The 26,714-nt window shown below is 37.9% G+C and carries 31 protein-coding genes and 1 riboswitch; of the genes, 25 read left to right on the plus strand and 6 right to left on the minus strand.

Annotation, left to right across the window (positions count from 1 at the left end; all coding sequences use genetic code 11):
* Positions 1-11: 11 nt before the first annotated feature.
* From AEA09_RS01760 to AEA09_RS01790, 6 genes are all read left to right on the plus strand, one after another.
* A complete protein-coding gene (locus AEA09_RS01760) occupies positions 12-353 on the plus strand; it encodes a toprim domain-containing protein (RefSeq protein WP_082332530.1) in 342 nt (113 codons plus the stop codon).
* Positions 354-367: 14 nt separating this feature from the next.
* Positions 368-679, plus strand: a complete 312-nt coding sequence (locus AEA09_RS01765) for a thioredoxin family protein (RefSeq protein ID WP_053582203.1) — start codon at positions 368-370, stop codon at positions 677-679.
* A 53-nt stretch (positions 680-732) separates the two neighbouring features.
* A riboswitch (SAM riboswitch) is annotated at positions 733-844 on the plus strand.
* A gap of 259 nt (positions 845-1,103) precedes the next feature.
* The gene (locus AEA09_RS01775; protein WP_053582205.1) at positions 1,104-2,132 is read left to right on the plus strand and encodes a methionine ABC transporter ATP-binding protein; all 1,029 of its coding nucleotides are present in this window, start codon (positions 1,104-1,106) and stop codon (positions 2,130-2,132) included.
* Positions 2,122-2,790 carry a methionine ABC transporter permease gene (locus AEA09_RS01780; RefSeq protein WP_053582206.1) on the plus strand — a complete coding sequence of 223 codons (669 nt, stop codon included), beginning with the start codon at positions 2,122-2,124 and terminating at the stop codon, positions 2,788-2,790. Before AEA09_RS01775 ends, AEA09_RS01780 begins: the two co-directional genes overlap by 11 nt.
* Before the next feature lie 66 nt (positions 2,791-2,856).
* Positions 2,857-3,699 (plus strand): MetQ/NlpA family ABC transporter substrate-binding protein, encoded by an 843-nt coding sequence (locus tag AEA09_RS01785; RefSeq protein ID WP_053582207.1) that lies wholly within the window; start codon positions 2,857-2,859, stop codon positions 3,697-3,699.
* Positions 3,700-3,879: 180 nt separating this feature from the next.
* Entirely contained in the window at positions 3,880-5,043 is a 1,164-nt protein-coding gene (locus AEA09_RS01790; RefSeq protein ID WP_053582208.1) for a dicarboxylate/amino acid:cation symporter, read from the plus strand.
* Positions 5,044-5,085: 42 nt separating this feature from the next.
* Here the strand turns inward: AEA09_RS01790 and gltC are convergent, their stop codons facing one another.
* The gene (gene gltC / locus AEA09_RS01795; RefSeq protein ID WP_053582209.1) at positions 5,086-5,988 is read right to left on the minus strand and encodes a glutamate biosynthesis transcriptional regulator GltC; all 903 of its coding nucleotides are present in this window, start codon (positions 5,986-5,988) and stop codon (positions 5,086-5,088) included.
* Positions 5,989-6,626: 638 nt separating this feature from the next.
* Here gltC and sufC point away from each other — a divergent pair.
* From sufC to AEA09_RS01855, 12 genes are all read left to right on the plus strand, one after another.
* Positions 6,627-7,406 carry a Fe-S cluster assembly ATPase SufC gene (gene sufC, locus AEA09_RS01800; protein WP_053582210.1) on the plus strand — a complete coding sequence of 260 codons (780 nt, stop codon included), beginning with the start codon at positions 6,627-6,629 and terminating at the stop codon, positions 7,404-7,406.
* A gap of 18 nt (positions 7,407-7,424) precedes the next feature.
* Positions 7,425-8,732, plus strand: coding sequence for a Fe-S cluster assembly protein SufD (sufD, locus tag AEA09_RS01805; protein WP_053582211.1), 1,308 nt, complete (start codon positions 7,425-7,427; stop codon positions 8,730-8,732).
* Positions 8,732-9,961: a cysteine desulfurase gene (locus AEA09_RS01810; RefSeq protein ID WP_053582212.1), complete on the plus strand. Its 1,230-nt coding sequence runs from the start codon at positions 8,732-8,734 to the stop codon at positions 9,959-9,961. The genes sufD and AEA09_RS01810 overlap by 1 nt, the downstream gene beginning before the upstream one ends.
* Entirely contained in the window at positions 9,951-10,379 is a 429-nt protein-coding gene (sufU, locus tag AEA09_RS01815) for a Fe-S cluster assembly sulfur transfer protein SufU (protein WP_053582213.1), read from the plus strand. The genes AEA09_RS01810 and sufU overlap by 11 nt, the downstream gene beginning before the upstream one ends.
* Before the next feature lie 212 nt (positions 10,380-10,591).
* A complete protein-coding gene (gene sufB / locus AEA09_RS01820; RefSeq protein ID WP_053582214.1) occupies positions 10,592-11,989 on the plus strand; it encodes a Fe-S cluster assembly protein SufB in 1,398 nt (465 codons plus the stop codon).
* Positions 11,990-12,110: 121 nt separating this feature from the next.
* Positions 12,111-12,968, plus strand: coding sequence for a DUF72 domain-containing protein (locus AEA09_RS01825; protein WP_053582215.1), 858 nt, complete (start codon positions 12,111-12,113; stop codon positions 12,966-12,968).
* A complete protein-coding gene (locus AEA09_RS01830; RefSeq protein ID WP_053582216.1) occupies positions 12,968-13,789 on the plus strand; it encodes a sulfite exporter TauE/SafE family protein in 822 nt (273 codons plus the stop codon). The genes AEA09_RS01825 and AEA09_RS01830 overlap by 1 nt, the downstream gene beginning before the upstream one ends.
* Positions 13,790-13,951: 162 nt before the next feature.
* The gene (locus AEA09_RS01835; protein ID WP_053582217.1) at positions 13,952-15,316 is read left to right on the plus strand and encodes a bifunctional metallophosphatase/5'-nucleotidase; all 1,365 of its coding nucleotides are present in this window, start codon (positions 13,952-13,954) and stop codon (positions 15,314-15,316) included.
* 42 nt (positions 15,317-15,358) lie between these two features.
* Entirely contained in the window at positions 15,359-16,468 is a 1,110-nt protein-coding gene (locus tag AEA09_RS01840; RefSeq protein WP_053582218.1) for an HD-GYP domain-containing protein, read from the plus strand.
* Between the two features lie 23 nt (positions 16,469-16,491).
* A complete protein-coding gene (gene yunB, locus AEA09_RS01845) occupies positions 16,492-17,289 on the plus strand; it encodes a sporulation protein YunB (protein ID WP_211263217.1) in 798 nt (265 codons plus the stop codon).
* A gap of 112 nt (positions 17,290-17,401) precedes the next feature.
* Positions 17,402-18,325 carry a lipoyl synthase gene (lipA, locus tag AEA09_RS01850; protein ID WP_053582219.1) on the plus strand — a complete coding sequence of 308 codons (924 nt, stop codon included), beginning with the start codon at positions 17,402-17,404 and terminating at the stop codon, positions 18,323-18,325.
* 32 nt (positions 18,326-18,357) lie between these two features.
* Positions 18,358-18,705, plus strand: coding sequence for a YutD family protein (locus tag AEA09_RS01855; protein ID WP_053582220.1), 348 nt, complete (start codon positions 18,358-18,360; stop codon positions 18,703-18,705).
* 174 nt (positions 18,706-18,879) lie between these two features.
* Here the strand turns inward: AEA09_RS01855 and AEA09_RS01860 are convergent, their stop codons facing one another.
* The gene (locus AEA09_RS01860; RefSeq protein ID WP_053582221.1) at positions 18,880-19,146 is read right to left on the minus strand and encodes a DUF3055 domain-containing protein; all 267 of its coding nucleotides are present in this window, start codon (positions 19,144-19,146) and stop codon (positions 18,880-18,882) included.
* An 88-nt stretch (positions 19,147-19,234) separates the two neighbouring features.
* Between AEA09_RS01860 and AEA09_RS01865 the strand changes: the two genes are divergently transcribed.
* Both AEA09_RS01865 and AEA09_RS01870 read left to right on the plus strand, forming a co-directional pair.
* A complete protein-coding gene (locus AEA09_RS01865) occupies positions 19,235-19,687 on the plus strand; it encodes a DUF86 domain-containing protein (RefSeq protein ID WP_053582222.1) in 453 nt (150 codons plus the stop codon).
* Positions 19,684-20,442: a TIGR01457 family HAD-type hydrolase gene (locus AEA09_RS01870; RefSeq protein ID WP_053582223.1), complete on the plus strand. Its 759-nt coding sequence runs from the start codon at positions 19,684-19,686 to the stop codon at positions 20,440-20,442. The genes AEA09_RS01865 and AEA09_RS01870 overlap by 4 nt, the downstream gene beginning before the upstream one ends.
* A 74-nt stretch (positions 20,443-20,516) precedes the next feature.
* Here AEA09_RS01870 and AEA09_RS01875 read toward each other — a convergent pair whose 3' ends face one another.
* Complete coding sequence (locus AEA09_RS01875; RefSeq protein ID WP_053582224.1) at positions 20,517-20,753, minus strand: YuzB family protein; 237 nt, start codon at positions 20,751-20,753, stop codon at positions 20,517-20,519.
* Positions 20,754-20,920: 167 nt separating this feature from the next.
* Between AEA09_RS01875 and AEA09_RS01880 the strand changes: the two genes are divergently transcribed.
* Positions 20,921-21,988, plus strand: coding sequence for an NAD(P)/FAD-dependent oxidoreductase (locus AEA09_RS01880; RefSeq protein ID WP_053582225.1), 1,068 nt, complete (start codon positions 20,921-20,923; stop codon positions 21,986-21,988).
* A gap of 143 nt (positions 21,989-22,131) precedes the next feature.
* On the opposite strand, the gene AEA09_RS01885 is transcribed toward AEA09_RS01880, so the two are convergent.
* Positions 22,132-22,467 carry a YuzD family protein gene (locus AEA09_RS01885; protein ID WP_053582226.1) on the minus strand — a complete coding sequence of 112 codons (336 nt, stop codon included), beginning with the start codon at positions 22,465-22,467 and terminating at the stop codon, positions 22,132-22,134.
* Between the two features lie 82 nt (positions 22,468-22,549).
* On the opposite strand from AEA09_RS01885, the gene AEA09_RS01890 reads away from it, so the two are divergent.
* Positions 22,550-22,786, plus strand: coding sequence for a NifU family protein (locus tag AEA09_RS01890; protein WP_010857481.1), 237 nt, complete (start codon positions 22,550-22,552; stop codon positions 22,784-22,786).
* A gap of 58 nt (positions 22,787-22,844) precedes the next feature.
* Here the strand turns inward: AEA09_RS01890 and AEA09_RS01895 are convergent, their stop codons facing one another.
* Complete coding sequence (locus tag AEA09_RS01895; protein ID WP_053582227.1) at positions 22,845-23,531, minus strand: DUF2225 domain-containing protein; 687 nt, start codon at positions 23,529-23,531, stop codon at positions 22,845-22,847.
* Between the two features lie 157 nt (positions 23,532-23,688).
* Between AEA09_RS01895 and AEA09_RS01900 the strand changes: the two genes are divergently transcribed.
* Positions 23,689-24,093, plus strand: coding sequence for a HesB/IscA family protein (locus AEA09_RS01900; RefSeq protein WP_053582228.1), 405 nt, complete (start codon positions 23,689-23,691; stop codon positions 24,091-24,093).
* 70 nt (positions 24,094-24,163) lie between these two features.
* On the opposite strand, the gene AEA09_RS01905 is transcribed toward AEA09_RS01900, so the two are convergent.
* Positions 24,164-24,655, minus strand: a complete 492-nt coding sequence (locus tag AEA09_RS01905) for a CarD family transcriptional regulator (protein WP_053582229.1) — start codon at positions 24,653-24,655, stop codon at positions 24,164-24,166.
* Between the two features lie 145 nt (positions 24,656-24,800).
* Here AEA09_RS01905 and AEA09_RS01910 point away from each other — a divergent pair, with 145 nt between their 5' ends.
* Both AEA09_RS01910 and AEA09_RS01915 read left to right on the plus strand, forming a co-directional pair.
* A complete protein-coding gene (locus AEA09_RS01910) occupies positions 24,801-25,244 on the plus strand; it encodes a MarR family winged helix-turn-helix transcriptional regulator (RefSeq protein ID WP_053582230.1) in 444 nt (147 codons plus the stop codon).
* A 131-nt stretch (positions 25,245-25,375) separates the two neighbouring features.
* The gene (locus AEA09_RS01915; protein ID WP_053582231.1) at positions 25,376-26,590 is read left to right on the plus strand and encodes an NAD(P)/FAD-dependent oxidoreductase; all 1,215 of its coding nucleotides are present in this window, start codon (positions 25,376-25,378) and stop codon (positions 26,588-26,590) included.
* Positions 26,591-26,714 lie beyond the last annotated feature (124 nt).

Here is a 26,714-nt window from a genome sequence, read left to right on the forward strand (position 1 = left end):
GGGTGGGCGCTGTGTTTGAAGGGAAATGTTTGATTGTTGAAGGACGATCTGATAAGCTTCGTATCGCACCGATATTAAGTGAAGAAGTCATAATTCTTTGTACAAACGGCACAATTGGGCTTCATCAGTTAGAGGAACTACTGGATCCATATGAGCAATACGAGCTGTTTACGTTTTTTGATGCTGATGCTTCCGGCGATAAATTACGTGCATTAATGGATAGACATTATCCAGAGGCAGAACATTTGCGAACTATGCCGACGTATAAAGAAGTAGAGACGACGCCTAGAAGGGTGCTAGCGACGATTTTATTACGCGCTCATTTCTCAATTCATAAAGAATATATACTGTAAGGTTGCGTGAAAAGATGGACGAATGGTCAAGAGAACAGTGGGAAGAAGCTGTGCAGTCGGGTGTGAAAAACGTCTTTTATTTATACACACCGATGTGTGGAACATGTGCAGTGGCCTCTAAAATGATGGAAGTTGTGGAGCAACTACTGCCAGAAGTAACATTTGGTAAGGCAAATCTCAATTTTATGGAGCAAATCGCATATGATTACCAGATAGAGAGTATACCTTGCTTACTTGTCTGTGATGGTGGAAAAGTAACCAAAAAGGTCTATGCTTTTCAATCCGTACCATTTTTGTACGAATTATTGAAGAAATCGATTGACTGAGCTTTGCCGGCGTGGTAAAGTAAAAAATATATTTAAAAATAATAAATATCGAACTCTTATGAAGAGTGGCGGAGGGAAGTGCCCTGTGAAGCCCGGCAACCAACACGAAAGTGGAAAGGTGCCAAATCACCCAAAGAAATATCTATTTTCTTTGACAGATGAGAGAACGGTTCAACGTATATGGTACGTGGCCCCTTCTACTTGTTTGCGAGTGGAGGGGCTTTTTATGTTCATTCAGCAAATGTATTCCAATATCGACAGCGTAACGATAAGTTACAGGAAACCGCCACTTCAATAGGTGGCACGATGAATGAAAATAGAGCCTCCGGCGGATGTCACAGATTTTGAATTGTGCGAGCACAATTCAAAATCTGGACGAAATTACGCCAGGGCGTAATTGATTATGAGAAAAGGAGTTTTCGCTATGATACAGCTTCAAAATATAACGAAGAAGTACAAAACCGCGAATGGCGAATTGACTGCAGTCAAAGATGTGAACCTTTCTATTAACAAGGGTGAAATTTTTGGTATTATCGGCTATAGTGGTGCCGGTAAGAGTACGATGATTCGTTTATTAAACGGTTTAGAAAAGCCGACATCTGGAACGGTGAAGGTGAATAATCAAGAATTTTCAGCAATCAGTGGACAAAAACTACGAGACGCAAGACAAAAAGTAAGTATGATTTTCCAACATTTCAACTTACTTTGGTCAAGAACAGTAGCAGAAAATATTGCTTTCCCCCTAGAAATTGCAGGTGTACCAAAAGCTCAGCGAGATGCTCGTGTGAAAGAACTTATTGCATTAGTAGGGTTAGAAGGACGTGACACGGCGTATCCTTCACAGCTATCAGGTGGTCAAAAGCAACGGGTAGGTATTGCTAGAGCACTTGCAAACAATCCAGAAGTACTACTTTGTGACGAAGCAACATCAGCACTCGATCCTGAAACGACGGATGCTATTTTAGATTTACTTGTCGACATTAATGAACGACTTGGTTTAACGATTGTCCTCATCACACATGAAATGCATGTCATTCGCAAAATTTGTCATCGTGTTGCGGTGATGGAAGCTGGGGAAGTCGTTGAGAGTGGTGAAGTGCTACAAGTATTCCAAGCACCACAAGCAGATATTACGAAAAAGTTTGTATCACAAATTACAGATACGAAGGAAACACAAGAAACAGTTGCTCAGTTAAAAGCACATTACCCAACAGGACAACTGATAAAGTTAGTATTTGTTGGCGAAAAAACCGAACAACCTGTCATTTCACAATTAGTGAAAAAATTTGATGTAGAAGTAAGTATTGTACACGGAAATATTTCGCAAACGAAAAATGGCCCGTACGGTACGCTTATTGTACAAGTTGACGGATCCCATGAAAATGTGTCAGCTGCATTAAATTACTTAAATACAGTCGAAGTTCAAACGGAGGTGATTGTAAATGTTGACTAGTCTCTTTCCGAACGTCGATTGGGAAAAAATGTGGGAAGCCACATACGAAACACTTTATATGACGTCGATTTCAACAGTTGTCACATTTATTCTTGGACTAGCCATTGGGGTTATATTATTCCTAACGAGCCCCAATCAATTATGGGCAAATAAAATCGTCAATTTTTTAACAGGGTCGATCGTGAATATATTCCGTTCTATTCCGTTTATCGTGCTGATTATTTTATTAATCCCGTTTACGAAGTTTTTACTTGGCACAATCCGTGGAGCAAATGCAGCGTTACCAGCACTAATCATTGGTGCAGCACCGTTCTATGCACGTATGGTATTAATCGCCTTACGTGAAATTGATAAGGGTGTTATTGAAGCGGCACGTTCAATGGGCGCAAAATCGTCCACAATTATATGGAAAGTATTAATTCCAGAATCATTGCCGGCCCTAATATCAGGAATTACGGTAACAGCAGTAGCTTTAGTTGGTTACACTGCGATGGCTGGTATTATCGGTGCTGGTGGACTAGGGAACTTAGCCTTTTTAGATGGTTTCCAACGAAATCGCCAAGATGTAACACTGATGGCAACAATTCTAATCTTAGTGGTCGTATTCATCATTCAATGGATTGGCGATACGATTACAACAAAAACAGATAAACGTTAATCAATTTGGTTATTCCGGTATATTACCGTTAACATATTTTGTATAAGGAAAAGGGAGTGTAATCAAATGAAAAAGTTTTTATCAGGTTTATTTTTATCAGTTCTTGTACTAGCCTTAGCAGCGTGTGGAGCAGATGAAAAAGAAGACACAGGTTCAAATACTGCAGGTAGTGAAGAAAAGGTAACATTAAAAATAGGTGCTTCAAACACACCACACGCAGTAATCTTAGAAAAAGCAAAACCAATTTTAGCTGAACAAGGTATTGATCTTGAAATTGAAACGTATACAGACTATGTACTACCGAACCAAGATTTAGATAGTGGTGACCTTAACGCAAACTATTTCCAACATATTCCTTACCTGGATTTGCAAATTAAAGATAACGGTTATGATTTCGTAAATGCTGGTGGTGTACACATCGAACCAATCGGTATTTACTCAAAAAAATATAAATCACTAGAAGAATTACCAGAGGGTGCGACGATTTTACTATCAAACTCTGTATCTGACCACGGTCGTATGCTTTCTTTACTTGAAGCAAAAGGATTAATTAAACTTGCTGAAGGTATTGATAAAACAGCTGCAGAATTAAAAGACGTAGTAGAAAATCCGAAAAACCTAGTATTTGATGCAAATACAGCACCTGAAATGCTTGTACAAATGTACGAAAATGATGAAGGCGATGCAGTGTTAATCAACTCTAACTTCGCTATCGACAATGGTTTAAACCCACTTGAAGATTCAATCTCACTTGAAGATAAAGAATCTCCTTATGTAAACATCATTGCAGTACGTGCTGGTGACGAAACAAAACCAGAAATTAAGAAATTATTAGAAGTATTAACGTCTGAAGAAATTCAAAACTTCATCCTTGAAGAATGGAAGGGTTCAGTCGTACCAGTTAAATAGTTTTTAAAAAGAAAATCTTCTCTTATACATACGTATAAGAGGAGATTTTTTTATTTGAAAATAAAGAATAATTTAATGATTCCGCCTATTTTAGAAACACTGTATTATCTCGGTTTTTTGTGATAAATTATTGATATTACATCTAGGGAAGACAGTTGTTTTTACAGGGAGGACATAACAGTGAAACTTAAATTTGGTTTACTTGCGAAGATTATCATAGCTATCTTGCTTGCCGTACTGCTCGGTAACTTTATGCCAGAGCCATTTGTACGTGTGTTTGCAACATTTAATGGCTTATTCGGTAACTTCTTAAACTTCGTAGTACCATTAATTATAATTGGATTTATCGCACCAGGTATTGCACAACTTGGTAAAGGGTCAGGGAAATTACTTGGCTTAGCCACGTTCTTTGCGTATTTTTCAACATTAGTAGCAGGCTTTATTGCTTACTTCGTAGCACGTAATGTGCTACCGAACTTCATTTCAAATGAAGGCGCGACAAGCATGGAGAATCCAGAAGAATTTTTAGCGCAAGCCTTCTTTAGCGTAGAAATGACCCCGCTAATGGACGTGATGGCAGCATTAATCTTTGCATTTATCGTAGGGATTGGGATGGCTTCTATTAACAGCGACGTGATGAAACGCGGATTTGAGGAATTTAATGCAATTATTGAAAAGGTAATTTCTTTTGTAATTATCCCATTATTACCCTTCCATATTTTTGGTATTTTCTTGAATATGACATTCGGTGGTCAAGTAGCGAAAATCTTATCAGTATTTGCGGTTGTGTTCTTGTTAATCATTATTATGCACTGGGTGATGTTACTCATTCAGTTTACAACAGCAGGTGCGTTAAATAAGAAAAATCCATTTGCGCTGATTAAAGCAATGTTACCGGCATATTTTACAGCTCTAGGTACACAATCTTCGGCAGCCGCAATACCTGTTACACTTCGTCAGACACAAAAAACAGGTGCTTCAGAGAAAGTATCGAATTTCACAGTGCCACTTTTTGCGACAATTCATTTATCGGGGAGTACGATTACACTTGTAACATGCTCACTTGGCGTAATGATGATGAATGGTATGGATATCAGCTTTACACAATATGCTGGCTTTATTTTCATGCTAGGCGTCACAATGGTAGCAGCTCCTGGTGTTCCAGGTGGTGCAGTGATGGCAGCGCTTGGCTTACTTCAATCAATGCTTGGCTTCGATGAAACAATGGTAGCATTGATGATTGCCTTATACTTAGCACAGGATAGTTTTGGTACGGCAACAAATGTTACTGGTGATGGTGCGTTGACGATGATTGTTGACCGTTTCAACGGTAAAGAAAAATAATAGAAATACCCAATGGATAGCGTGAAATCCATTGGGTATTTTTTATTGGAATTGCGATAGACGTGAGAAAAAAACCTTCACAAAGTCTAAGAAAATTTTCTCGGATGGGGCAATTTCACGGTTAATCGGTGAAATGATCCCAACTGTTCTTGGAATTGTTGGTGATGTAATTGGTACTTTTGTGGTAAATCTGGCTGCCGAATCGTAAAGTGTGCTTTCAGGCATTAAGCTGACACCAATACCAGCAGCGACAAGTCCTTTCAATGCATCTAAGTCCTCGCCTTCTGAAATGATATTTGGCAAGAAGCCTGCAGCACGGCAAGCATCCATTGCGACTTTATGTAGAATATAGCCCTCTGGAAATAATACAAATTGGTCATTGCGTAAGTCAGCGAGCTGTATGCTCTCTTTTTTTGCTAAAGGGTGATTCGCAGGTAGTAAAGCAGCGATGTTTTCAGTGAATAAAATGGTCGGCTGAATCGCCTCGTCTTTTGGTGGGAGTGGGCCTAAAAAGGCTAAGTTCAACTCACGGTTTTTTACAGCATCTATTAAAAATTTATAAGAGCCCTGTCGGAGTTGGAATTGTAAATCTGGATATTCTTGTTTAAACGCTGAAATAACGGTTGGTAATACATAGCTTGCCAAACTAGTAGGAAAGCCGATTTTAATCGTACCTTTTGCTGGGTTTAAATATTCCTCAACTTGTTTTGCTGCAAAATCAATTGCCTTTAACGCAGTAATTGTATGTTCAAGAAAAACTTTGCCGATTGGAGTTAATTTCACATTTCGTCCAATACGTTCAAAAAGTGGTGTGCCTAATTCATCTTCTAAATTGGCTATTTGGCGGCTAATTGCAGATTGTGCGACATGTAGATGGACTGCCGCTTCTGAAATATGTTCTCGTTCAGCAACCTCAACAAAATAGCGTAATTGACGTAATTCCACTGGATCTTCACCTCCATTAATCGAAAAATAAGATTGAATATGTCTCAATTATATAGTACTTATGAAAAAATATGATCGTAAATATAATTATTGTAAATATTTTATGGAAGAGAAAGCTATTCCTTGTAATTTACGAAGCTCAAGGGTGTTTTAGAATGGGTATATGCACATTTGAAGGTTTCCTCATTCTGCTATGGAGATTTTTTTAGTATTGAAAAATAGCAACGTAATCCTTGGATGTGAAATTGTAAAGCAACTATTTTTAGGTACCCAAAAGTATTTTCTCTTTGGTTCCATTTTAATGAGAAAGGGTATAGTATGTGTATTGTTATTTGTGTATAACTGTCACAAAACGGCTACAATTGGCGTTTTTTACGAGGTATTCACTATGTAGCTAGATGAAATCAATTCTCAATTAGCTTCTTTTTATTGAAAATGGAGGATGCTGATTCTCAATATCAGTATTCAATAGCAAACTTCTGAAAATGCTTCCAAATCCTTTGTTTTTCAAGATTTATGTATAGATAAACGAAAGTAGTTAAAATGGTTTGCATAGAGAAGTATTTTCAGTTAAGATTAGAATGATAATAATTAAGGAATGGATTCCCATTCTATGAACACACTATGGAGGTAATTTCATGTCAACTTTAGTAATTAAAGATCTTCACGTTGCAATCGACGGGAAAGAGATTTTAAAAGGCGTAAACCTTACAATTAATACAAATGAAATCCATGCAATCATGGGTCCAAATGGTACAGGTAAATCTACTTTAGCTTCTGCTATTATGGGTCATCCTAAATATGAAGTAACTTCAGGTTCAGTAGAACTTGATGGAGAAGATGTACTAGAAATGGAAGTAGATGAGCGCGCTCAAGCAGGTCTTTTCCTAGCAATGCAATACCCATCAGAAATTGCTGGTGTAACAAATGCTGATTTCCTACGTTCTGCAATCAATTCACGTCGTGAAGAAGGCGATGAAATTTCTCTTATGAAATTCATCCGTGAGCTAGATAAAAACATGGAATTCCTTGAAATGGATGAAGATATGGCCCAACGTTACTTAAACGAAGGTTTCTCAGGCGGAGAGAAAAAACGTAATGAAATTCTTCAATTAATGATGATAAAACCAACAATCGCTATTCTTGATGAGATTGACTCTGGTCTTGATATCGATGCACTGAAAGTTGTTTCTAAAGGCATCAATAAAATGCGCGGCGAAGGCTTCGGTTGCTTAATGATCACTCACTATCAACGATTACTTAACTACATCACACCAGACCATGTGCACGTTATGATGCAAGGTCGCGTTGTTAAATCTGGTGGTCCAGAGTTAGCTCAACGCTTAGAAGCTGAGGGTTACGACTGGATTAAAAAAGAATTAGGTATCGAAGACGAAACAGAAGTACAAGAAGCATAAAAAGGAGGACGAACTAGCATGACAGTGGAAATTAACTTGCCTGCAACTGAACAGGACGTGCGCTCGTTCTCTGAAGCAAATGGTGAACCAACTTGGTTTACAGCACTTCGTGAGGCAGCACTAGACAAAGCAGCTGGTTTAGATATGCCAAAACCAGATAAAACGAACATTACAAAATGGGATTTCATGAATTTTCCGGAGCATACAGTAGTGAGCGATACATTCGCTTCACTTGATGCACTACCAGAAGAAGCAAAAGGTTTAATCGACCTTGAAGCACAAGAAAACTTATATATCCAACGTAATAACACACCAGCTTTCATTAAAGTTTCTCAAGAACTTGCTGACAAAGGTGTTATTTTCACAGATATGTTAACTGCAGTGCGTGAGCATAGTGAACTAGTTGAAAAGTACTTCATGACACAAGCAGTTAAAGTAGATGAACATAAATTAACAGCGTTACATGCAGCATTAGTTAATGGTGGTGTATTCGTATACGTACCTAAAAATGTAATCGTAGAACAACCTCTTCAAGTTGTTTTCCTAAACGACAATGCAGAAGCTTCACTTTTCAATCATGTGTTAGTTGTTGCAGAAGCTAACTCGGCAGTTACTTATGTTGAAACGTATATTTCAACTGTTGAAGAAGCAAAAGGCCAAGCAAACATTATTGCTGAAGTAATTGCTGGGGACAACGCGCAAGTAACTTATGGTGCGGTTGACGTACTTGCAAAAGGTTATACTACTTATGTAAATCGTCGTGCACGTTTAGCACGTGATGCTAAAATTGACTGGGCACTTGGCTTAATGAATGATTCAGATACTATCTCTGAAAATATTTCACACCTTATAGGTGATGGCTCTCAAGCAGACACAAAAACAGTCGTTGTTGGACGCGGAACGCAAAAACAAAACTTCACGACAGAAGTTCGCCACTGGGGTAAAAATACGAACGGTCATATTTTAAAACACGGTGTGATGAAAGAAGCAGCACAATCAATCTTTAATGGGATTGGTAAGATTGAAAAGGGTGCAACGAAAGCTGATGCACAACAAGAATCACGCGTACTAATGCTTTCTGAAAAAGCACGTGGTGATGCTAACCCAATCCTATTAATCGACGAAGATGATGTAACAGCAGGACACGCAGCATCTGTTGGACGAGTAGATCCACTACAACTTTACTACCTAATGAGTCGTGGTATCTCAAAAACAGAAGCAGAGCGCCTTGTTATCCATGGATTCCTTGCGCCAGTTGTTACGCAATTACCAATCGAAGGCGTTAAAAAGCAACTGACGGAGGTCATCGAAAGGAAAGTTCGCTAATGATGAATAAAGACATTAAAAGCTTTTTCCCGATTTTAAATCAGGAAGTAAACGGCAACCCGCTTGTTTACCTTGATAGCGCAGCTACTTCTCAAAAGCCAATTCAAGTTATTGAAGCGATAAAGCACTATTATGAATTTGATAATTCTAATGTTCACCGTGGTGTGCATACACTAGGGAATCGTGCAACGGACAGATATGAAGGCGCGCGTGAAAAAGTTCGTAAATTCATCAATGCAAAGTCAACGGAAGAGATTATCTTTACACGTGGTACGACAACTGCTTTAAACACTGTAGCAGCTAGCTATGGTCGTGCGAATGTTTCTGAAGGTGACGAAATTGTCATTACACATATGGAGCACCACTCAAACATTATTCCATGGCAACAGCTTGCAAAGGAAAAGAAAGCTACTTTAAAATATATCGATTTAGAGGCTGATGGTACACTTGACCTTGAAAAAGTGCGTGCAACCATTACGCCAAATACAAAAATTGTTTCGATTATGATGGTTTCAAATGTTCTTGGTACGATTAACCCTGTGAAGGAAATTGCTAAAATTGCACATGAAAATGGTGCGGTAATGGTAGTGGACGGTGCTCAAGCTGTGCCACATGCAGTTGTAGATGTACAAGATTTAGACTGTGATTTCTTTGCATTCTCAGGTCATAAAATGTGCGGACCGACTGGAATCGGTGTACTATATGGTAAAAAAGAGCACCTTGAAAAAATGGAACCAATTGAATTTGGTGGCGAGATGATCGACTTTGTTGGATTACATGATTCAACTTGGAAGGAACTACCGTGGAAATTCGAAGGCGGAACACCTATCATTGCAGGTGCAATTGGTTTAGGTGCTGCAATTGATTTCTTAACTGAAGTAGGGCTTGATAACATTGCTGCACATGAGCATAAGCTTGTAGGTTATGCAATGGATCAGCTTGAAACAATTAACGGACTTAAAATTTTTGGCCCACGTGATCCAATGAAGCGTTGTGGACTTGTGACATTTAATTTAGATGATGTACATCCACATGATGTGGCAACAGTTCTTGATATGGGCGGCATTGCTGTTCGTGCAGGACACCATTGCGCTCAACCACTGATGAAATGTCTTCAACAAGTAGCTACAGCGCGTGCAAGCTTCTATTTGTACAACACAGAAGAAGATATTGACCGCTTAGTTCAAGGTCTGCGTTCGGCGAAGGAGTATTTCAACGATGTCTTTTAATAACTTAGATCAACTATACCGTTCAGTCATCATGGATCACTATAAAAACCCTCGTAACAAAGGGTCTTTAGATAATGATGCTGTTACGATCGATATGAATAATCCAACATGTGGTGACCGCATTCACTTAACGCTAAAAGTGACTGATGGTGTTGTCGAAGATGCGAAATTTGACGGCGAAGGCTGCTCAATATCGATGTCTTCTGCATCCATGATGACACAAATCATCAAAGGGAAAAAAATTGAAGAAGCCCTCGAGCTTGCAGAAATTTTCTCCAAAATGATGATGGGTGAAGAATATAGTGAAAAATACGACCTTGAGGATATTGAGGCACTACAAGGTGTCGCGAAGTTCCCCGCACGTATTAAATGTGCAACATTGGCTTGGAAAGCAATGGAAAAAGGCGTAAAAGAGTAAAAGTGCTAAAGCGCCCGTTTATCCCCGACCGGCAAAAACGCCGCGTCCATGCGGCATTGCCGGAATGACTCACATCCTGTGAGCCTCAAGCGCTGGAGAGCCCGAAGTGAAAGCATACTTTTTAGCTTTCATCTGAGGGATCGAAGCGACCTCGAGGGGATGGCGCATTAGCCTAGACAAAAGAATAATAATTTGTGAACGGAGGAGAAATAATGGCTAAAAAAATGCCTGATATCGGAGATTACAAATACGGCTTCCATGATAAGGACGTATCGATTTTCCGTTCAAAACGTGGTTTAACTGAAGAAATCGTCCGTGAAATTTCAAATATGAAAAAAGAGCCGGCATGGATGCTTGAGTACCGCTTAAAAGCACTTGAAACTTTCTATGCAAAACCAATGCCTCAATGGGGTGGCGATCTTGGCTCATTAAACTTCGATGAAATTACGTACTATGTAAAACCATCTGAAGCAACTCAAAAATCTTGGGATGAAGTACCTGAAGAAATCAAAGCTACTTTCGATAAATTAGGTATTCCTGAGGCAGAACAAAAATATCTTGCAGGTGTATCAGCTCAGTATGAATCTGAAGTTGTATACCACAACATGAAACAAGAGCTTGAAGACCTTGGGATCGTGTTCAAAGATACAGATTCAGCACTTCGCGAAAATGAAGATATTTTCAAAAAATATTGGGGTACAGTTATTCCTTACACTGACAACAAGTTCTCTGCTTTGAACTCAGCAGTATGGTCAGGCGGTTCATTCATTTACGTACCACCAGGCGTAAAAGTGGAAACACCACTACAAGCTTACTTCCGTATTAACTCTGAAAATATGGGTCAATTTGAACGTACGCTTATCATCATTGATGAAGGCGCTTCAGTACACTACGTTGAAGGTTGTACAGCTCCTGTTTATACAACAAACTCTCTACACTCAGCTGTAGTAGAAATCATTGTTAAAAAAGATGCATACTGCCGTTATACGACTATTCAAAACTGGGCGAACAACGTTTACAACTTAGTAACGAAACGTACAGTTGTTGAAGAAAACGGTACAATGGAATGGATCGACGGAAACATCGGTTCTAAACTTACAATGAAATACCCTGCTTGTATCCTTAAGGGTGAAGGCGCTCGTGGTATGACATTATCAATCGCTATTGCTGGTAAAGGCCAACACCAACACGCGGGTGCAAAAATGGTTCACTTAGCACCAAACACATCTTCAACAATCGTATCTAAATCGATTGCTAAACAAGGCGGTAAAGTGTCTTACATGGGTCAAGTACGTTTTGGTCCTAAAGCTACTGGCGCTCGTGCGAACATCGAATGTGATACATTAATTATGGATAACGAATCGACTTCAGATACAATTCCATACAACGAAATTTTAAATGATAACGTATCTTTAGAGCATGAAGCAAAAGTTTCAAAAGTTTCTGAAGAACAATTATTCTATCTAATGTCTCGTGGTATTTCTGAACAAGAAGCAACTGAAATGATCGTAATGGGCTTCATCGAGCCATTCACAAAAGAATTACCAATGGAGTACGCAGTAGAAATGAACCGCCTTATCAAGTTTGAAATGGAAGGTTCTATCGGCTGATTATTTGTTGATAGGAATGCGATTAAAGCTGCGTTAGCTTTAGTCGCATTTTTTTTGTCATGTGGGCATTCGTATTTGGACGGTGTGTGCTATGATAATGTTACATAAAGGGGTGAGTCACTTGATTCGAGTAGGGTTAACAGGGTGGGGCGACCATCCTTTGCTATATAGTGAAGTGACTGCCTCGAAGGATAAATTATTTGATTATACAGGGCATTTTTTAGTAGTAGAGGTGGATACATCGTTTTATGCGATTCCCTCTGTTGACAATGTACGGAAGTGGTGTGAGGGAACTCCAAGTAGTTTTCATTTCGTTGTAAAAGCGTATCAAGGAATGACGGGTCATTTACGAGGAGATATTCCATTCGAGACAAAAAATGATATGTTTAATGCATTCATCAAATGTGCCGATGAGTTTAAGCGACATGGTAAGCTGGCAATGGTGCTTGCGCAGTTTCCGCCGTGGTTTGATTGTCAGGCAAAAAATGTACAGTATTTAATGTATGTGAGGCAGCAACTGAAGGATTTTGATGTTGCGATCGAATTTCGCAATCAAACATGGTATGCGGAAAATTTCCGAGAGCAAACGATGGATTTTCTACGAACAAATAAGTTTATTCATACCATTTGTGATGAACCACAGGCAGGTGCAGGCTCAGTACCGTTCTATCCTGTAGCAACAGCCAAAAAAGCCTTAATTCGTATTCATGGGCGTAATATTCATGGTTGGCGTAATACAGGGAATACGGAAAATTGGCGTAAAGTTCGCTTTTTATATGATTACAATAGGGAAGAATTACAGCAACTTGGGCAAAATATAAAAAGTCTTCAATCACAGACTGATGAGATTTTTGTGTTGTTTAATAATAATTCTGGTCAACATGCGGCAAAAAATGCAAAGGAACTGCAAAATATTTTAGCCATAAAAGATGATGGATTAGCCCCGAAACAGTTAAATATGTTTGAAGGAGAACTATAATGGAATTTATTCTTTTAGTATTTATTGCGCTTTGTTCTGGTATTATCGGCGCACTTGTTGGATTAGGTGGCGGTGCAATTTTAGTGCCAGCTACTTTGTTTATTGGTTTAAACTTAGGGATGATTCCTGATATGACACCACAGAAGGTTGTTGGATTATCTGTAGTGATGATGATTTTTACAGGACTAGCTTCGACAATAAGTTATATGAAAACGAAAACAGTCGATTATAAAAGTGGCTTTATCTTTTTTATAGGTAGTGTACCAGGTACTATTTTGGGTGCGTGGATCAATAAAGGATTAGACTTACCCTCTTTTAATTTATATTTTGGTATTTTGCTTATTATATTATCGATAATTTTACTTGTACGAGACAAAATAAAACCAGTAAAATGGTTTTTGAAAAATGGTGTTAAACGTGAATTTACCGATACAGAGGGAAATAGTTACGTTTATGGATATCCAATTTGGTTTGCAATTTTACTGACATTTTCAATTGGTTTTGCATCAGGTTTGTTTGGCATAGGTGGCGGTTCAATGCTGGTGCCAGCGATGATTATTCTATTTTTATTCCCACCACATGTGGCAGTTGCAACATCGATGTTCATGGTTTTTTTGTCATCCCTCGTGAGCTCGGCTAGCCATATTTATTTAGGGAATGTACCGTGGATTTACACAATTCCGGTCATTCCGGGAGCGTACATTGGTGCAAAAATAGGGGCAGCTTTAAATAAAAAAATCAAATCAGATACACTTATATTTGCATTAAGAATTATATTGTTATTACTTGGAATTCGTTCAATATTGGATGGTTTATTTTAATTCAGCAAATGGTTTCATGTACCGAAAGCGAAGCGTCAGCGGCAGATGTTTTTGCGCGAAAGCAAAGCGGCAGTAGCAGATGTTTTATGCGCGAAAGCAAAGCGTCAGTAGCAGGTACAATTTCGCTGAGGCGTAATTGATTGTAAAGAAGAGGTGGCTTAAATGATTGAGAAAATCCATATTTTTCACACGAATGATGTGCATAGTCATTTTAAATATTGGCCACGTATGCAAAATTATGTGAAAAATAAAAGAGCTGAATTTGCAGCACGCAGTGAAACAAGCTTTTTATTTGATGTTGGCGACCATTTAGATCGATCAAATATATACACGGATGCAACTATTGGTAAAGGGAATGTGGCCCTATTAAATGAAGCGCAATATGATGTTGTGACACTTGGGAACAATGAAGGTATAACATTATCTCACGAAGAGCTTTATCATTTATATGATGAAGCTAATTTTGATGTGGTTATTGCTAATTTGCAGGCCACTAACGGTGAAAACCCAGCGTGGATGAAGCCATATGTCATGCTAACGACTGAGCATGGTACGAAAATTGCGGTTATTGCAGCGACTGCTATGTTTGAAGTCTTCTATAAGGAATTGGATTGGGATATCGATGAGCCAAGAAGTACGATAATTCGTTTAGCTCATCAACTACGTAAAGAAGCTGACATTGTTGTTTGCTTGTCACATTTAGGGATTACGGAAGATGAGCTGTTAGCTGAAGAATGTCCAGAGATTGATGTTATTTTTGGCTCACATACACACCATATCTTCTCGAATGGAAAGATAGTTAACGATGTGTTACTAACAGGAGGAGGGAAATTCGGGCAGTTTACAGGACACCTTGTTTTAGAATATGATAAAGATATATGTACACTTATTGGAAAAACAGATATTTTAATTCATAATGAAAGTTTACCTGCTATTGAAAATGAGGATAAGTTTCTTTCATTACTGGAACAAGAAGGGGAACAGTTACTGAATATACCTGCTTTTACAACACCGAAAGCATATAATAAAGAGTGGTTTCATTACTCACAGCTTTCTAATTTATTTGCAAAGGCAATTTTAGAGAAGAGCGGTGCGGATTGTGCAATGTTTAATGCCGGGATTTTTTTGAATGGACTACCTAAAGGGGCAGTAACTGCACTTGACTTGCATAGGATTTTCCCACATCCTATTAATTTATGCACGATTGAATTATCAGCAATAGAATTAAAGGAAATTTTGTTACAATCAAAAAATGAGGAATGGCCTTTTATAGAATTAAAAGGGTTAGGCTTCAGAGGTGTCATCTTTGGCAAGATGCTGTTATATGGTTTTTCAATGAATGAAGATCGACAGCTACTCATAAATGGAGAAATAGCAGATACGGCTCGCTCTTATAAATTAGTAACGTTAGATTTATTTACGTTTGGTTATTTTTATCCAAGTTTTAAATATGCGAAGAAAAAATATATATTGCCAGACTTTTTGAGAAATATTATCTTAGATTATGGACGTAAGGTTTTTAAATAAACAAAAGAAAAAGAGCTTTAATAATGGATTGGGGAAGAGGTCATGCGATTAATTTCAATCGATGTATTAAAAGAGGGAATGGTATTAGGAAGAACCATTTGGAATGAAGCGGGACATCCCCTTTTGAAAAAGGGTGTAGTCATTAACGAGCGCATTATTCTCAGACTTCAACAATTACATACGCATTATTTATATATTGATGATGAGATTTCGAAGGGGATTGAGGTGGAGGATACAGTACCTTCAATTGTTCGAAATAAAACTATCTCAACTATTAAAAACTCTTTCCAATCATTAAATGGATTAAGTGTGGAAAGTGCATCTTATGTGCTTGATAAACAATCGAAGGCAATTGTCTCTATTGTTGACGAATTGCTGTTAGCGGTGACAGGAAATAAAGAGATATTAACGGTATTGACAGATGCGTATTTGTTTGATGAGTACTTATATCAACATTCATTTCAAGTGACATTGTATTCGATTGCCATTGCCAAAGAGTTAGGGCACTCTTCAGAAGATATACGTTTGATTGGTATCGGGGCGTTATTGCATGATATCGGTAAAATTATGGTGCCAAAGGATATTATAACGAAGCCAGGACGTTTAACGCATGACGAGTTTGAAACCATGAAAATGCATACACGTTATGGGTTCGATGTATTGCGAAATTTACATTCTATTTCATTATTAGTGGCGCATTGTGCATTCCAACATCATGAGCGCATTGATGGTAGTGGATATCCACGTGGATTAGTAGATTTCGAAATTCATCCGTTTGCGAAGATTATTGGTGTTGCAGATGTCTTTGACGCGGTAACGACGAATCGAGTGTATCGTGAAAAGATGCTACCATCACAGGGTTTAGCGATTGTTGAATCAGGCTCGGGGACAATTTACGATCCAAGAATCGTCAATGCCTTAAAAAAGGCTGTCGTTCATTATCCAAATGGAGCAATTATAAAATTGTCTGATGGTCGTCGAGGTATTGTATCGAAACAAGAAAAGCTTAACCCGAGCATGCCAAGGATTCGTATTTTTGAAGAAAATAATGAACTAGTAACGGCTACATACGAAATTAATCTGGGGGATTTTCCAACTATTTTTATCGAAAAGGTAGAAACAGATTACAACATTACAGCTCATCTTGAATAATTGGCTCTTCCTGTTCATACGTTATGGAACAGGAGGAGATTTTTTTGTATTTCCCTCGAAAAAGGATGAAATTAAGAAAAAATAGTAGAAAAAGTAAAGCTTCAAATCGTCTAACGATTTTTCTCGTAAGTCTTATTTTATGTATTCTCTTATTCTTGTATGTATTAAACGAGCGACTTATGCCAACTTATTTAGAGTATGCCCAAGTACAAACAAATAAAATTGCTTCTTATGTTGTCAATGAAGCTATTAGTTCTCGTACGTCGAGTGTCTTAGATGTCAATGATATTATTGAAGAATTACCTGTTGGCTCGGCGGAAACGGTTACAGTAAGATTTAATACAGACATTATAAATCGGGTACAAGCGGAAACGCAGGGTTTAGTAAAAAATTATTTAGCGCAGGCTGAGCAAGGTGATTTAACTCAATTACCAGAGTTAGAAAATGTTGAATATGATGTTGGGAAAATCGAAGAGGGTGACGGGATTGTGTTTTTTGTGCCGCTCGGGCAAGCAGCAAATCTGCCCTTACTCGGCAATTTAGGCCCGAAAATTCCGATTCGCTTTCATATCATTGGTAATGTGCATAGTAATGTGACATCAAATATTAAAGAATTTGGTATTAATAGTGCGTTTGTAGAGGTATGGATTAATTTGGAAGTAAACGTACAAATTATTGTGCCTTTTGCAAGTAAGTCTGCCACGGTTAAACAGAGTTTTCCAGTGGCAATGGGTTTGACGAGAGGGCCGGTACCAAATATTTATACGAATGGTAGTGATGCGCCTCAGCCATCGCTTGAGGTGCCTATAAAGATGGAATAGAAATGTTTGGTGGAAAAGTAAATCCTAGTTGTTGCAGTGCGTGTAATATGATACATTGACAACAGTGATGACTTTTTAATATGTACTAATACTCGATAGGGGCGATATTTGTATGACATCTTGTAAACCTACAAGCACTGAAAAAGAAGAACATTTGCGAAAACCAGATTGGCTAAAAATTAAACTAAATACAAACGATGAATATAAAGGGCTTAAGAAGCTCATGCGAGAAAAAAACTTAAATACAGTTTGCGAAGAAGCACGCTGTCCAAATATTCATGAGTGCTGGGGTGAACGTCGTACAGCAACGATGATGATTTTAGGATCAGTCTGTACACGTGCTTGTCGTTTTTGTGCTGTGAAAACAGGCTTACCAAATGAACTAGACCTTGCAGAACCTGAGCGAGTAGCAGATTCAGTTGCCATTATGAACTTAAAGCATGTTGTAATTACAATGGTAGCTCGTGATGATTTAAAAGATGGCGGTTCGGAAGTTTTAGCAGAAACAGTTCGTGCGATTCGCCGTAAAAGTCCACTAACTTCAGTTGAAGTGCTACCTTCTGATCTTGGTGGCATCAAGGAAAATCTTCAGTTGTTAATGGATGCAAAACCGGATATTTTGAATCATAATATAGAAACGGTACGTCGTTTAACACCAAGAGTTCGTGCGCGTGCTAAATACGACCGATCATTAGAGTTTTTACGTTTAGCAAAAGAAATGCAACCTACGATTCCAACAAAATCCTCGTTAATGATCGGTTTAGGCGAAACACATGAAGAGATTTTAGAGGTTATGGATGACTTACGTGCAAATAACGTAGATATTATGACAATCGGTCAATATTTACAGCCAACGAAAAAGCATTTAGTTGTAAAAAAATATTATTCACCATTAGAGTTTGGCAAGCTGCGTAAAATAGCAATGGAAAAAGGTTTTAAGCATTGTGAAGCAGGTCCTTTAGTACGTAGTAGCTATCACGCAGATGAGCAGGTAAATGCAGCAACTAAAGAACGCCAGATGCAAGCTGACATGTAATGAGAAGATTAAAATAGAAAGGTGGTGTCACTTTGATTAGTATTGAAGGATATGAATACGAACTTGTTAATGATTACCGCGAAGCTTTCCAAGAAGAAGTATTGAAGGAACGTTATTCAGATATTTTAGCAAAATATGATTATATAGTTGGCGATTGGGGCTATAATCAATTGCGTCTAAAAGGATTTTTTGAAGATAAAAATCAAAAGTCCACTTTTGATACAAAAATTAGCACGTTACAGGATTACTTATATGAGTACTGTAACTTTGGCTGCGCTTATTTTGTCTTACGAAAAGTCGGGAGAGTTATACAACAACCAGAAAAAACAGAAGTAGCAAACACCGAAGTGACGGAGCCTGTAGTAGAAATGGCAGAATGAAAAATTTAAACCTGATGAGATTTTTGCATCAGGTTTTTTGTGTATGTCAATAAATTTATATTTATGGGTGATAAATTTCGAATTATTGGCGACAATAACCATAACTAGGATGATAAAACTAGTTTACACAAAAAACACCCTATATCGTTAACGATAAGGATGTTTTTTAGACTATTAACTTAGTATTTCGCGTAAATATTCACGCAACTCTACAGTTTCTTCCTCTGAGCGGTTGTATACGTGCTCGAGATAGCCTGGTTCTTCAACATCATCGGGTCCGATAATGGCGAAGCGGCCAAATTGAATATCCATAACAAGTACTTTACCGAAGAAACGGCCAGATTGTAGAATCGCTAAATCATAGCGTAACTTTTCACCAGCAAAGCTTACGAAGCGAGTTTTTGTATCTTCTACATCATCATATAAGAAAAAACGTTCCATCTTTTAATCACCTTCCAGTTCTATTGTTATGGTACTATAGAAGGGAAAAGACTATCAACTTTAATTGATTTGAATGGGGGCATACCTTGTGTATTTTGTAGATCGTAATAAAATCACAGAAAATTTACAGTACTTAGATGGACTACTTGCTATTTTGGAGTCAGAGAATAATTGGCTACAAAACGACATATCAAAACTAGCAATTGAGCGTATTGGTCATAATGTTATGGAGTCAATGATGGATGTTGGCAATCTGATGATTGATGGCTTCATTATGCGTGATCCAGGTAGTTATGAGGATATTATTGATATTTTAGTCGATGAAAAAGTTGTAACCGCTAACATGGAAGCGCCGTTAAAAGCAGTTGTCGGTTTACGTAAAATGCTTGTCCGCGAATTTGCATATGTAGACATTAATGAGGTTGTCCGTGTGTTAACAGAGTGCCTACCAACATTAAAGCAATTTTCACCAGCTGTGAGAGATTACTTAACAAATGAATTAGGTCCAGTTTCAGCATTTTTACCAGAGGCTTCTAAATGAAAACCTATAAGGCATATTGTTTTGACTTGGATGGCACAGTTTATCGTGGAAAAGAAGCAATTCCTTCTGCGATAACATTTATTCACGGCTTGCAAGAAGTTGGTATTGAACCTTTTTATGTTACAAATAATTCTTCGAAAACGCGAGAGCAATTACAATTAGCTTTACGAGCTATTGACATTGAGGCTCCGTTAGAACATATCTATTCGAGTGCACTAGTAACAGCAAAGTATATTGCTGCGAATTATATTGGTAAAAAAGTGGCGATGATGGGTTCTGATGGTCTTCGTATGGCATTATCTAATGAAGGTATAGCCATTACAGAAGATGAGCCGGATGTATTTGTTATGGGCATCGACCGTACACTTAACTATATGGCACTCGCAAAAGCAACGATTGCTGTACAAAATGGTGCAACGTTTATCGCGACAAATCAGGATATTAAATTTCCAACAGAGCACGGGTTTGTGCCGGGAAATGGCTCATTTGCACGCTTGGTAGGAGAAGTAGCAGGTGTTGAACCACTTTATATGGGAAAACCGTCGCCTGCCATGCTTGAGGTAATTGCGAAAGATCACGGCTTTGAAAAAAGTGATTTAGTAATGATTGGGGATAATTATGACACGGATATCATGTGTGGCATTCGTTTCGGTTGCGATACAATTCATGTCAATACCGGCGTGACAACGACAGCGATCGTTCGAGAAAAAGAACTTCAACCGACTTATTTATTACAAACATTATTAGATGAATAATATATGAAACGGTTGTCACGTATGAAATGTGACAACCGTTTCTATGTTTAGCATTCATTCTGTTTGTTAATAAATTACCATAAAGGATTTTCATCAATATATTGATAAATCGCTTTCGTTAGCTCGGCAGGCGAATCTGCTTCTACTAGGTCACCATTGACAACAGCGTAAAAGGATTCTGAACATTTTGTACAATAGCTAAGACAGCCATATTCTAAAACGTCGATATTTGGGTCGCGTTCAAGTATTTCATACGCTTCTTGCGAGCCATTTGCTAAGTTACTTATACAAAATTCAACCATTGGATTCATACGTGTCACCTCACCTTTGTTATGCTACTCGGTTTTGAAACCTACGTCAACGAATGAATTTGTGAAAACTTTCACAAAAACATATTGTGAAAGTTCTCACAATCGGTTATACTCAATTGTGGATACTTTGTGAACGATTATAATTATACATATTAAAGGAGATTATCATGGGAAAATTAGTACTTTTAGGTGGCGGCTATGGCAATATGCGTGTCATGCTTCGTCTATTACCGAATAATTTACCATTAGACACGGAGATCGTGCTGGTAGACAGAGCACCTTTCCATAGTTTAAAAACAGAATTTTACGCATTAGCAGCAGGGACATCAACAGATAAAGAAATTCGTGTGAGTTTCCCCGAACATGAACGCTTAACAGCTATTTACGGTGAAGTGATCGAAATTAATCGCGAAGAAAAAGTGGTTATTTTAGAAGACGGACAACGTATAGATTATGATGATTTAGTTATAGGGCTTGGCTGTGAGGATAAATTCCACGGCGTGCCAGGGGCGGAAGAGCACTCGCTTAGTATTCAGACAATTGCTAAGTCACGTCAAACATTTAATGCACTTTGCGGCTTACCATCAGGCTCTACGGTTGGTATTGTTGGTGCTGGACTAAGTGGTATAGAGCTTGCTAGTGAGTTACGTGAAAGTCGTGCAGATTTGAATATAAAATTATTTGACCGTGGACAACGTATTTTAAAAGACTTCCCAGAGAAGCTAAGTAAATACGTGAAAGAATGGTTCATCAAACACAACGTCGATGTTATTGCAGAATCGAATATTACAAAAGTTGAACCAGGTAAAATTTTTAATCACGAAGAGGAGATTCCATTGGATGCGTTGGTTTGGACAGCTGGTGTGCAACCAGTGAAAATTGTTCGCGATTTAGACGTGGAAAAAGATCGTCAAGGTCGCCCTATTGTGACACAGTACTTTAATGTTCTAGATGATGAGCATGTATATGTTGTTGGAGACTGTGCTTCTTCTACGTTTGCGCCAAGTGCACAACTTGCAGAAGAACAAGCAGAACACATCGTCAAAGTACTCCGTATGCGCTGGAAAGGTGAGCACTTACCAGAAAAAATGCCAGATATAAAATTAAAAGGCTTTATGGGCTCACTTGGTAAAAAGCAAGGTTTTGCATACTTAGCGGATACAACGGTAACAGGTCGTATTGCACGTTTGATGAAATCGGGTTTACTTTGGATGTATAAATATCAAAATGATTAATAAATAGATGTGCTAAAAGGACCTCTTATCTTTATAGCAGTTTGTCCTAGTGTATCTAGGCAAATTGGAGAGCTTGAACCTAGCACATAGATAATAGAAAAGGGAGACTGTGGTTAGCAGTCTCCCTTTTACATATACTATTGTTAAACAGTTTCATCAGGTGTGAAGCCTAAATTTTCAAGTGAAGTGAAAATCGGTTTTAATTGCACATAGCCTTCACCGACTACTTCATCATTAATAAGTACGAGAGGGTAGAAAAATTCATCATCTTGAATGCGTGTCGCATAGTCTGCATCGCGTTCATTCTCAATTGGACCTTCGATATCGACATAACGAATATCATATGCCTGGTTTGGATATTTGCGATCAATAGCAGCCTGTAGCCACTCGTATGTATCTTTAGAAGATGGTGCATTGACACAGCTGGCACAAATAACCGCCGTCCCGTAAATTTCAATGGATGGTTTGATATGTTTCATAGATTTCCACTCCTCGTGATTCTATATTGGATTTTTTCTGTTGCTAACATTATAATCATTATAAGGAAAGGAGTCGAGATAAATGGCAGAAGCAACAATTAACGACCAAGTTCAAGAAGTATTAGATAAATTACGTCCATTCTTACTACGCGATGGTGGGGATTGCGAATTAGTAGATGTAGAAGATGGTATTGTAAAATTACGTTTATTAGGTGCGTGTGGTAGCTGTCCAAGTTCTACAATCACACTTAAAGCAGGTATCGAACGTGCATTACTAGAAGAAGTACCAGGTATTATTGAAGTAGAGCAAGTATTCTAATTGTACTTATAAATCAAAGGTTCTAGCTGACTAAACGGCTAGAACTTTTTTTGTGGAACTATACTTGACGAGCTTTCTCTTCTCGAATAATTGCCCATTGTTCTTTAGCCATATCGATAATCTTTGCTTCACCACTGATGTTTTGTTTTTCAATCACTTTTGAAAAGAAACGTGTCGCATTTTCTAAATCGTTGATACGTCGTGATAATTCTGCAATCATATACATAATACGTACATCCGACATTTGTGTAGAGCTGTAATCCTCGTTTGAGTAAGATTCCATATAATGGTCACGAGAAATGGTAAGGAACCGTTGCTCTTGTCCCTCATTATCTAATGAGCGGTAAAGCCAACCTAAGCGAAGTGCAAGACCTGCTGTTGCGACGAATTTTTCTTTTTTAATTTGGCCACAGATAAATGCTAATTTGTATACTTGGATAGCTTGAAAGACTGTACGTTCACCTTTGAAATCATGATGCACCCATTTTTCTGTAATTTGTGAGCGAATATTATCTTGTACGCCTGGTGCAAAATATTTTGTGAAATCTTCGGTAAATGAGAAGCCACAATGTTCACAGACGAATACATTATAGTAAAGTGCATTGACATCATCGGCATAAATCGGTTGGAAATCGCTTTCGGTATGTTCGACTTTGATGAATTTTGAGCGTACTTTTAGCGAGGGAAATTCTTTTTTACAGTTTATACATTGAATGTTTTTTTCATAGTATGGTGAAATCTCCATATTTTATACCTCTTTCATAGATGTTAATATAACTATTATACCAACTATAATTTGAGAAGCATGAATATAAATGACTAAATAATGGAAAGTGAAATGGATACCTACTATAAATATAGATGACAAGCCGAATGATTGCCTTTCGATAGTCAAAATTGATATGATATTGATAAGAAAGAAGGTGATTGGGTTGACAAGTTTACAACAAGTAGTAGAAGTAACAGAGGCAGCCGTCTTTCGTATTCATGAAATGATGGAGCATAATGAAGAACAAGGTTCTTTTTTACGTGTGGTTGTTAAAGGTGGGGGATGTAGCGGTCTTTCATATGGTATGCATTTTGATAAAGAAAAAATGGATGATGATTTGGAAGATGTGCAACATGGTTTGACTGTTCTTGTTACCCGTGAAGATGCGCCTATTTTAACGGGAACGAAAATTGACTACAAACAATCGCTAATGGGCGGAGGATTCACAATAGATAATCCAAATGCCATTGCTTCATGTGGCTGTGGATCAAGCTTTAAAGCGGTAAAACGTGAAGGTACACCAGAAGTTTGCGACTGATTGAATATGAAAGAAGCCACCATTATTTGAAAAATAGTGGTGGCTTCTTTATGTACTCGCAGGGAGTTATTTAGTGAATCTGTGCTAAAACATATTCATAAATTTCTTCAGATGGTTTTTCGAGTGCAATGGAGAACTCTGAAAATATCATTTCCTGCAAAGATTGAAGTACCTTTTCTTCTTGTTGCGGAAATTTTTTTTCCATAGATAGATATTCTTGCTTTTTACGCATTAATGTATTTAAGAGGCTGGCTTGCTTTTGTCTATCGCCAGATTTAATGATTTCTACATGAAATTTCAAACGATGTGTATTTTGTTCGAGCCATTCAACACCAGGAGAAGTAAACGAATGTAAAATCTTTGTTGCTTCTTCTTTATCGATGATGTCTCTTATCTGTTTTTTAGCATTGTCAGTAGGGGTACGAATTGTTAATTTTGAATCATTTAGTGGTTGCAAAACGTAGTAGGTTTGTGTAATGTCACTATAGGTTTGTTCACAGATATCTTCAATAGAACAAAGACCATGTGCTGCATAAATGACCACATCGCCAACATTGTACATGTGAGGTCCCTCCATCAAACAATATTGTCAACTTAGTTGACTAATCTAATTGTAAAGCATTTGGGTGTGTTTTGTCAACTAAGTTGACGTTTGGCATATTTTTTTGTATAGTTGGTACGAAAAATATGGAATGAAGGTGGACTAGTTGAAGGTCGAATTGCAGAATCTAGATGTGATTGATTTGTTGAATGAACGTCACGTTATACTTCATCGACTTGCTGAAGATAAGTGGAATGAAAACAATGATATTTATATTTCCAATTCAGAATGGTATATTCTGGCGAGAATTTATAAAAAGCAACCAACTATTTCAGATGTAACAAAAAGTGTGGATTTTTCTCGACAAGCAACCCATAAGTTTATAAAAAGGCTGGAAGAAAAAGGGTTGGTACAGGTCAGTAATGTCGAACATAGTAAAAAACATAAAGCAATTCGTATGACGAAGTTTGGTGAAGTTTGCTATGAAAAAAACGAACTTTTAAAGGCTGAGATTGAACAGCAGCTAGTCAATACCATTGGAGAAGAACAGGTAACGGCTCTTAAAAATATATTAAAACTTGATTGGGAAATGGAGCATTTAGAGGCATAATTTCCTTTACAAGATAGTTGTAAAAAAATAATAGTTACTATTTAATGGTTATGTTTTTCAAAATATCCAACTAGCGCGAAAAAAACGAAGCATTTTAGTAGCACTAGAAAATAAAGGTGGTTCGGATGTCGATGAATAGACGTACAATTTTAGTATTAGGTGCTGGCTACGGTGGGCTCACGACGGTAGTGAATTTACAGAAACAATTAGGTGTAAATGATGCAGACATCGTGTTAGTAAACAAAAATGATTATCATTATGAAACGACATGGTTACATGAAGCGGCTGCTGGCACGATTGATGCATCGAAAGTACGATACGATATTTCAAATGTTGTAAACCGAAGTAAGGTTTCATTTGTGAAGGCAACTGTACAGCAAATCAACGTACAGGAGAAAAAAGTGATCACTTCTGATGGCGACATGACGTACGATTATTTAGTCATTGGTCTCGGATTTGAAGGTGAAACATTTGGTATCCCTGGTTTAGACAAGTATGCTTTATCACTAGCAAACTTACATGCTGCACGCGGTGTACGCGAGCATATTGAGTACCAGTTTGCGAGTTGGTCTTTAGATGATGAAAAAGATGATAGTAAGCTTACATTCATTGTTGGCGGTGCAGGTTTTACAGGTATTGAGTTTTTAGGCGAGCTTGGAAATCGTGTACCAACTCTGTGCAAGGAATTTAACGTTCCGCAAGAAAAGGTACGTATCTTGTGTGTGGAAGCAGCGCCAATGGTATTACCTGGCTTTGATCCAGAGCTAGTAGAATATGCTGTGGCACAGCTAAACAAAAAAGGTATTGAGTTTTCAATTGGTACGCCTATCGTCGAAGCGACTCCAGACGGCGTGAAGATTAAAGTGGCTGAAGATGAGTTTGAATTTGTGAAGGCGAAAACAGTTGTATGGGCTGCTGGTATAAGAGGGAATCATTTAATCGAAACATCAGGCATTGAAAATAATCGCGCGCGAGTACGTGTGGAGAAAGATATGCGCGCACCTGGATTTGATGAGGTATTTGTCGTCGGAGATTGCGCGTTCTTAATCAATGAAGAAGCCGGTCGTCCGTATCCTCCAACTGCTCAAATTGCGATGCAACAAACAGTTGTGGTCGCTAAAAATATCGTGCATTTGATTAACGGTGAGGAAACGATTGAATTCATACCGGAATTAAAAGGTTCAGTTTGCTCACTTGGTCATGATGATGCGATTGGTGATGCACTTGGACGCAAGTTTAAAGGTAAATCAGCATCAGCATTGAAAAAAATCATCGATAACCGTGCATTATATTTAATCGGTGGTCCAAGCTTAGTTGCAAAAAAAGGGAAATTCAAGTTGATTTAATTAGCAATTTTATAAGGAGAGGCTGACTCAAAAGTATGGATTATACTTTTGAGTCAGCCTCTCCTTTTTTATAGATAAAAAAGTTTGCTTTACGTTTATTAATCCTAAAATTTTGAATTTAACC

Source organism: Lysinibacillus contaminans (assembly GCF_001278945.1).
Classification (GTDB): domain Bacteria; phylum Bacillota; class Bacilli; order Bacillales_A; family Planococcaceae; genus Lysinibacillus; species Lysinibacillus contaminans.